Source organism: Pirellulales bacterium (assembly GCA_019636335.1).
Classification (GTDB): domain Bacteria; phylum Planctomycetota; class Planctomycetia; order Pirellulales; family JAEUIK01; genus JAHBXR01.
In genome coordinates this window covers 202,420-209,741 of record JAHBXR010000011.1, presented here as the reverse complement: position 1 = coordinate 209,741, position 7,322 = coordinate 202,420, and the positions used below count along the sequence as shown (strand labels likewise).

The window sequence follows — 7,322 nt, the reverse complement described above, 5'->3', positions numbered from 1 at the left end:
GCCCCCGACACGTTTTGTTCATACCATCTATCCAGGCGAAATTGAACGCGTCCTTGTCTCGTGTGAAGCGAAAACGGTCATGACGGAGCACGGCAAATCACAGCCACGCGTTTTCGACGAACTCGGGTCATCACACGAGATCGTACATCAAGGAGATCGAGAAGCCATCGCAGCAGGGATTACGATCGTCAATATCGCCGAAAGATTCGTGTCGCCACTTCGTCAGAAAAACCGCAAACCACACTACTCGATCCACAAACAGCCGCACGCTACCGAGCGAATGGTCGCGCATTTGCGCGGTCTGCCTATTCGAGATTCAATCGACGAATCTGGCTTTGATGCGTTCGCGACCGTGATTCTCGACTGCGATAACCAAGGTCCCGCTGCCCTTTGGACCGATCCGCCTGCACCGCAACCCGGCGACCGCGACCACTACGACACTTTTATTCGCCGCATCGCCGAGGCTTATTCGGCGAGGTTTCGTTAGTCGTCGGTACGCACACTGGCAGTGCCGAAGAGACTGCCGGTATGCTCGCGCATTCGCTTTTTCGCGTAAGCGTAGTAGTGCGGATCCACCTCGGTGCCGATACTATTGCGTCCGCAACGGCTGGCCGCGATGTTCGTGGATGCCGTGCCCATGAAGGGATCGAGGACCGTATCCCCGGCGAAGCTGAACATGCGAATGAGCCTTTCAGCCAACTCGACGGGATAAGGAGCCGGATGATCTTTTGTCGACGCCCCCGTCAGCCCCTGCCAGATCTGCTGGAACCATTCGCGGTGCTGTGCTTCGGAGATTAGGCTGAGTACGCGCGACGTTACCGAGGGTTTGCGATACCCCCCCGGCTTGCGCTGCATGAGAATGAATTCAATGTCGTTCTTGATGACCGCGTTAGGCTCGTATGGCTTACCGAGAAAACCGCCACCATTCCCATTCTCGACTTCGTACACGGCATTGGCGATCTTGTGCCAGATGATCGGAGCGAGATTGTCGTAGCCGATCTTGCGGCAACGTTCCTGGATCGACGCGTGCAGAGGAACCACTGTATGACGGCCCTTGTTCTTGCGGCGCGAAAGGCAGACGTCACCCACTACGATGATGAGACGTCCACCCGGCACGAGCGCGTCGAACGCGCGCTGCCAAACCTGGTCGAGTTCATCGAGAAACTCTTCGTAGTCATCCACGTGTCCCAGTTGGCCGTCCGAGTCGCGGTACTCCTTCAGAGTCCAGTAAGGGGGCGATGTAAGGACGAGGTGGACGCTGTCCGGCTCCAACTCGATCGAGCGCGCGTCACATCTCGGCCTCGCACGCGCGAACCCACGCACCACCGACGCTGTCCGGCTCCAACTCGATCGAGCGCGCGTCACCCTGACGAAGATCGTGCGTCGTCGGAATCTCACGTAAGGCGGCCTCGATGAGCGCCGTGAGGCGGCGATCCTTGGCAATGCGCGGCAGGTCGGTTTGCGGTTCGGGTAAGCTCCGCAATTCGTCCGGAAGGTACTCGGCGAGTTTGTCGACGGTTTTGAGCATATGGGATCCTGTACGAGGCATTCTATCGCATCACGTAAAATCGGGCTACCAATAGCACCCGATTGTCATTGTCATCGCGCAAAACACACAAGTCGCTCAGAAGAAATTTCCTCCATTTCAGCCGTTTGCCCCCATGCATTCTCAATGCTAATCTGCTCCTCTCCCGTGGCGCTTTGCTGCCGCGTTTCTTTTGCTTCGCAGGACGAGGGATTTCCATGGCCGAGAGTATCAAAGCGCGGTTCGATCTGGCGGGCAAGGTGGCCGTTGTCACCGGGGCGAGCAAGGGGATCGGCGAGTCGATGGCTCGCGGGCTGGCCGAGTTCGGCGCCAAGGTGGTCGTCAGCAGCCGCAAGCTCGAAGCCGTCGAAGAGGTGGCCCAGGGGCTCCGCGCCGATGGCTTCGAGGCCACGGCCATTGCCTGCCACGTGGGCGACATGGATCAAGCCCGGGCGCTCGTCGATCAGACGGCGGCCAAGTATGGCGGCGTCGATATCGTGATCAACAACGCGGCGACGAATCCCGTCTTCGGACCAGTGATCCAGACCGACGAAGGGGTCTTCGACAAGATCATGGCCGTGAATGTGAAGGGGCCCTTCGAGCTGGCGAAGCGTGCCTTTCCGATCATGCAGGAGCGCGGCGGCGGCTCGATCATCAACATCAGCAGCATCGGTGGCATCAGTCCCGAGCCGCTGTTGGGCATCTACAGCGTGAGCAAGGCCTCGCTCATCAGCCTGACCAAGGTGCTGGCGGCCGAGTGGGGACCGGCCAAGATCCGCGTGAACGCGATCTGCCCCGGCCTGGTGAAGACGAAGTTCAGCCAGGCGCTGTGGCAGAGCGACGAGATCCTGAAGCGGTTCACCGTCGAACTGCCGTTGCGGAGGATCGCCACGCCCGAGGAAATCGCCCCGCTGGCGGTCTACTTGGCGAGTGATGCCGGCAGCTACACGACGGGGGGCGTCTTCGTCGTCGATGGCGGCCACACGATCTAACCGCTCACCGCCAAGCAGATAATAGTTCACACGTCGAGCAGTTTTCGGGCTTCATCCAGGCGCGGTGCCGGCTGGCCGTATTCGCTCGCCGTGACGCGCGACAGTGCGACCAGTTGCCGCCAGCGGTAGGGCGCCCGCGTACGGGCAAACTCCTCGGTGGCGGTGTTGTAAAATTTTTCGGCGTGCAGGGCGCCGTCCTCGCTGACCGCGTAGCGCAAGAGCAGGTCGAGCACGGGCTGTGGATCGCCGTTCTGTTCGCCGTACAGGTGCGTCGCGGCGCAGGCGCGGCCTTGGTCTTTCTGCCGGATGGCGTCGTCGAGCTCGTGCAGCAATTGCCGTGGATCGCGCGATTTCACTTGCTCGAGGTGCTCCTCGTAAGGGCGTGCCGGGGAGGCCACGATCTCGCTACCGCCGAAGCCACGATCGCTCGCCACCTGCCAGGCCGAGAGAATCAAGCAGGCCAGCGCGTTCTTGCGATTCGCCACCTCGGCGATATTTCGCCAAGCGTTCACCGAATCGCAGGCATGCACCCCGAGCGAATCGCCGTGTACGCTTCCGGCCGGCTTGCTCGCCGACGCCTGCCGCTGCGTGCGGCCCGGGTCGCGCAAGACCATATGATTCGCCGCGAGCGCGATGGCGTCGGCCACCGATTCCGCGCTCATCCCGTCGGCCAGGGCCGCGGCGACGGCGTCCGCGGCGCGGTCGGCGTCGGCAAAGTAGAGTGTCTCGGCCATCGAGCCAAGCCACGCATCGTCGGCTCGTCGCGTGCCAGGTGACATTTCGACGAGGCGATACTGATCCAACAACTTCGGCAACAGCTTTTGAATGCCGGCAAATCGCTCGTTGTATTTCACGTTCTCGCACGTGTCGGCACAGTAGTGCAGCGACTGCCGCAAGAATGTCACGGCATGTTCTTGCCCGACCAGATCGAGTAGATCCCAGGCGCGATAGGCCAGGACCGTGCGGTGGACGTCGACTCCTTCGGCCACGACGGGCAACAGATCGTTATAGGCCGCTTCGGGCGATTTCGCGGCGGCGGTCGCCAGTAACTGCTCCGCACGTGCAAGATCGTGCGCATGAATCGCCTGACGGATCTGCTCGGCGAGCGGGGAATCGCCCGCGGGTTGCATCTGTTCGACCGGCTTCAAGACCTCGGCCGCGCTGCCGCCGTGCTCTTGAATCCGGTGGCAACTGCGATAGAGGACCTTCAATACCGGCAAGGCACTTTCGCGCTCGGGCATTCGCTCCGCCATGGTCAGTGCCGGCGCCATCGCCATGAAGGCGTGAAAGCCGATGTAGTCGTCGCCGCCAAAGCTGCGCGCGTTCGCGAGTGCCGCTGCCGCCACCAGCTCGCGTAACGTCGTGCCGCGCCGGAGTTGTTCGACGAACATCGGCATCAACCGTTCGCTGGGGGTCTCCTGCATGAGCGAGACGAGTGCCTCGCGCGAACCGAACGAAAGACGCGAGGGAAGCTCGGCGGCAAAGGCGCGGGCGAGCCCCAGATCGACGGCCGTCCCATAGCCGACGGTCGCGACCAGCATTCCCTGGCCAACTTCTGCGAGAAACGCCCGACGATGACGCGGTTGCATGGCATGGCTCCTGGAGCGGGAAGATGCGCGCATTCTACCCATGCGCGCCTCGACCGCTCAAAGCCGAAAATGTTACAGGCAACACTTCGTCATCGTCGGTGCATCCCCCAGGTGGTGGTGAATTACCGTCGTCGACGACGGCGCCACTGGATGCCCGCCACGAGCAGCGAGCCCAAACCACCGAGCACGACCGTGCTCGGCTCGGGCACGACATAGTTGGCCACGCCAACAGCGCCGGTCGAAAGGCCCAGATAGTCGAACCCTCCGGAATCGAACGTGACGTAGTTGTCGAGAATCGGATTGCCGAGCGAGTCGCGGGCGATGCCGGGAATCGGATTGCCCGAGTTGTCTAGAATCGTGCCGCTGCCGACGACATCGACCAGGCGAACGTAGCGCACACGAGAGAGATCGAGCAGGCCATTGGTCACCAGGGGATCGCTGGTGAGCTCGTCCAGGTCGAAGGGGGTGCCCCAATTCGAGGCGTGCTTGCCGGCCAGATTATAGACGTTGGTCATATCGTAGCCCTGAAATGTGCCCGACACGGCCGTGTGTGTCGTGTTCAGCGAGATGGACGGAAAGCGGGCGAAATCGCTGCCGTTGCTCGAGACCTCGACGTAGGCCAACTCGGCGAAGAGGCTTCCCGCGCCGCCAAAGGCAAAGCCGTTCTCGAAGACCGCAAAATCGGGCCCCGGGCCATTGATGATCTTATGCAGACCAAAGCCGACCGTGATCGAGCCGGGGGCGTCGATGCCGAGGAAGCCGTACGTATCGTTCGGATCGTTGAGGTTGCCACCGAACGGGCTATTGCTGGCCGATCCGTTGTGAAAGTTATTCGGCTCGGTGCCCGGCTCGGGGTGGTAGCGTTTATCGAACGAGGTGTTTGGCCCGTCTGGTCTCGTCACCGGGCTGTAGAGATCGCCCAGCGAGGCGATGCCGGTGCTGGGGGAACGAAAGTTCGCTCCTACGCCCGGTGCCGGCGAGTAGTCGATGATCTGACTCTCGAAGAGGCTGAGTGACGTACGCGCGATGGGATTGTCCGGCGCGCCGGGGGTCACGCCCGAGATGCTCGAATAGGGCCCCGCGGTCGCCAGCGATGCGAACGACAGGGAAACCAAAAAACTGGCGGCAAGAACTCGATAAGACATGGTTTACTCCCAAATTGAAAACGGTTGATGATGAAAGGAAGCATTCGGCCCCGCTTAACTCGCCCGGCGGCGGCGGAGCAAAAGGGCGACGCCCAGCGAGCCCCCGAGGGCAATCACCAGGCTCGAGGGTTCGGGCACGGCGGCGAATTGAACGTCGTCGATGGCGAAGTAGGCCGGCGTATTCATGCCGTACGTGCCCACGTCCGACGACGAGAGGTTGAAGTGGACCCGCCGCGCCCCGGACAGCGACGAGAGATCCATGAACTCCCAGTCGGTGACGATGTAGTCGAGCGCGTTGTTCGCGAAGCGAAAGTCAGCCAGATAGAAGTCGACGGACGTGCCGAGCGGTTGGTCGAGTTCGTCCGTACCGTAGGCGGTGAGCTTGAAGAAGTCGGCGTCGTTGCCCGACACGCCGCCGAATTTCTTCGAGAACGAATCGCCGAACTGCATCGAGAGCACGGCGTAGGTCGTGTTGGTGATGCGCAGGCCTTCGATCAGCGCGCCCAGCGGCAGCTCGAAATAGGGGAGCGACATCAGATGCTCGACGTTGTGTGGATCGAACGGCGCGGGCTGGATGCTGTTCGCCACCAAGTCCATATAGCCAAAGGCGACGGCGTAGTTGTCGGCGCCAGGACCGTGGCCCGTGCCGGTAATGGCACTGAACTGGTTCTCGAAGCCGGGCGTGGTCGTATCGGTGGTGTTCGAATAGGCGAAGCCGCTCCAACTGGCGAAGGTCTCGTCGTAGCGATTGACGAACGACGCGCCGCCACTCTGGAATGTTCCGTGTATTTCGGGGCCGTAGGGGCCATCGACCACGACCCCAGCGGGATCGGGACCATTCCAATACGAGTTGGACGCAAGCGGCAGATCTTCGAACGTGATCGTCTCGCCACGCGCACTCATACCGCTCGCGGTTAGCAGACACATGGCGAACAGGAGGCTGGGTAACCACCGTTTCATCGGAGAACTCCTTACTCGGGCTGGGAAATTGCGTTCAGGGAGAGAAATCGGCATCAAGCAGATCGCCGCCGGCGCGCGAGCAGAGTGCGGCCAGCGTGGCGCGGCCGAGGGTTTCGGCCAGGAAATGCACCGAGCCATCGGCCAGCAACGTCTGCGCGCCACCGGGGTGATAGCTGCTCATCTCCTGGCCGAAGTCGTAGAAGATGAATTGCGGCGCGTACGTTGCCCGCGTGTTGATGAGGGCCGATTGATCGAAGACGTTGCGCACGCCGAACCAGAGGCCGTGCATGCCCTCGGGCGCCTCGGCCACGAGCACGGTTTGCGACGTGCCATCGGTGATTTGCGCCAGCGAGATGTGCTCGGCCACGATCAGCACGCCTCGCTCGGGCGTGTTTGTCGCGTTCGGCGCGCGCAATCCGCGCTCGCCGTTCACCGCGCCGTAGTCACAGCGGCCATACTCGTTGGCCGTCGAGGCTGGTTGATCGGCCGATTTGCGACGCGCGGTGATCTTTGGCGCACTGGGGCAGAGAAAGACCGGCAACATCGTCTGCCCCACGGTCAGATTGCGCGCGTGCGTGTAGGACACGGTGCGATCGATCTGCTCGTAGAGCGACTTTTGTTCGAGTCCTGGCAGTATTGCCGCGCCCCAGCTTAGGCCATTGCTCGTGGCGGGGTGTCCACCGCGGGGAAAGTAACCCTGGAGGTCGTGGTATTGCGCGAGGGCCAGTCCAAGTTGCTTGAGATGATTCGCACACTGCACGCGGCGTCCCGCTTCGCGCGCCGATTGGACCGCTGGCAAGAGGATCGCCACCAAGATCCCGATGATCGCGACGACGACCAACAGCTCGACGAGCGTGAAGGCAGAGCGGTATGTGTAGGTGGATCGGCGCATCTGGGCGCGCAACCCGAGCGCAGCTTTTCTCGCGGACGGCTTTTGCGAAGGGCGCGCACCGAGAGCGCAGAAGACGTGCCGGAGCACGATTCAGACGCAGGCGCGCAGCCACACACGAAAAGCGCAACGTTCGCCAAAAGCTGGCTGGATTAGCGAATCTCCAACGCTTCGCACCCCAGGTGCAAAGCAGTGCCTTGAATGCGGCTTCCGCCCTCGCGG

8 protein-coding genes are annotated in these 7,322 nt (G+C 62.0%); 2 read left to right on the top strand and 6 right to left on the bottom strand.

Going from position 1 to position 7,322, the window contains the following annotated elements; genetic code table 11:
* The coding region (locus KF708_13145) for a hypothetical protein (protein ID MBX3413630.1) at positions 1-487 on the top strand (487 nt) is incomplete at its 5' end.
* Here KF708_13145 and KF708_13140 read toward each other — a convergent pair.
* Positions 484-1,272, bottom strand: coding sequence for a site-specific DNA-methyltransferase (locus tag KF708_13140; protein MBX3413629.1), 789 nt, complete (start codon positions 1,270-1,272; stop codon positions 484-486). The genes KF708_13145 and KF708_13140 overlap by 4 nt on opposite strands.
* A gap of 16 nt (positions 1,273-1,288) precedes the next feature.
* Positions 1,289-1,528 carry a hypothetical protein gene (locus KF708_13135; protein MBX3413628.1) on the bottom strand — a complete coding sequence of 80 codons (240 nt, stop codon included), beginning with the start codon at positions 1,526-1,528 and terminating at the stop codon, positions 1,289-1,291.
* A gap of 215 nt (positions 1,529-1,743) precedes the next feature.
* On the opposite strand from KF708_13135, the gene KF708_13130 reads away from it, so the two are divergent.
* Positions 1,744-2,517 carry a glucose 1-dehydrogenase gene (locus KF708_13130; GenBank protein MBX3413627.1) on the top strand — a complete coding sequence of 258 codons (774 nt, stop codon included), beginning with the start codon at positions 1,744-1,746 and terminating at the stop codon, positions 2,515-2,517.
* A gap of 26 nt (positions 2,518-2,543) precedes the next feature.
* Here KF708_13130 and KF708_13125 read toward each other — a convergent pair whose 3' ends face one another.
* The 4 genes from KF708_13125 to KF708_13110 form a co-directional block, all read right to left on the bottom strand.
* Positions 2,544-4,106 carry a hypothetical protein gene (locus KF708_13125; protein ID MBX3413626.1) on the bottom strand — a complete coding sequence of 521 codons (1,563 nt, stop codon included), beginning with the start codon at positions 4,104-4,106 and terminating at the stop codon, positions 2,544-2,546.
* A 122-nt stretch (positions 4,107-4,228) separates the two neighbouring features.
* Positions 4,229-5,251 (bottom strand): PEP-CTERM sorting domain-containing protein, encoded by a 1,023-nt coding sequence (locus KF708_13120; GenBank protein MBX3413625.1) that lies wholly within the window; start codon positions 5,249-5,251, stop codon positions 4,229-4,231.
* Positions 5,252-5,305: 54 nt separating this feature from the next.
* Positions 5,306-6,211, bottom strand: coding sequence for a DUF4465 domain-containing protein (locus tag KF708_13115; protein MBX3413624.1), 906 nt, complete (start codon positions 6,209-6,211; stop codon positions 5,306-5,308).
* 34 nt (positions 6,212-6,245) lie between these two features.
* Positions 6,246-7,103, bottom strand: a complete 858-nt coding sequence (locus tag KF708_13110; protein MBX3413623.1) for a DUF1559 domain-containing protein — start codon at positions 7,101-7,103, stop codon at positions 6,246-6,248.
* Positions 7,104-7,322 lie beyond the last annotated feature (219 nt).

Coding starts and splice junctions, on each gene's coding strand:
- KF708_13135 (MBX3413628.1), bottom strand. CDS start 1,528: ATGCTCAAAACCGTCGACAAACTCGCCGAGTACCTTCCGGACGAATTG.
- KF708_13130 (MBX3413627.1), top strand. CDS start 1,744: ATGGCCGAGAGTATCAAAGCGCGGTTCGATCTGGCGGGCAAGGTGGCC.
- KF708_13125 (MBX3413626.1), bottom strand. CDS start 4,106: ATGCAACCGCGTCATCGTCGGGCGTTTCTCGCAGAAGTTGGCCAGGGA.
- KF708_13120 (MBX3413625.1), bottom strand. CDS start 5,251: ATGTCTTATCGAGTTCTTGCCGCCAGTTTTTTGGTTTCCCTGTCGTTC.
- KF708_13115 (MBX3413624.1), bottom strand. CDS start 6,211: ATGAAACGGTGGTTACCCAGCCTCCTGTTCGCCATGTGTCTGCTAACC.
- KF708_13110 (MBX3413623.1), bottom strand. CDS start 7,103: ATGCGCCGATCCACCTACACATACCGCTCTGCCTTCACGCTCGTCGAG.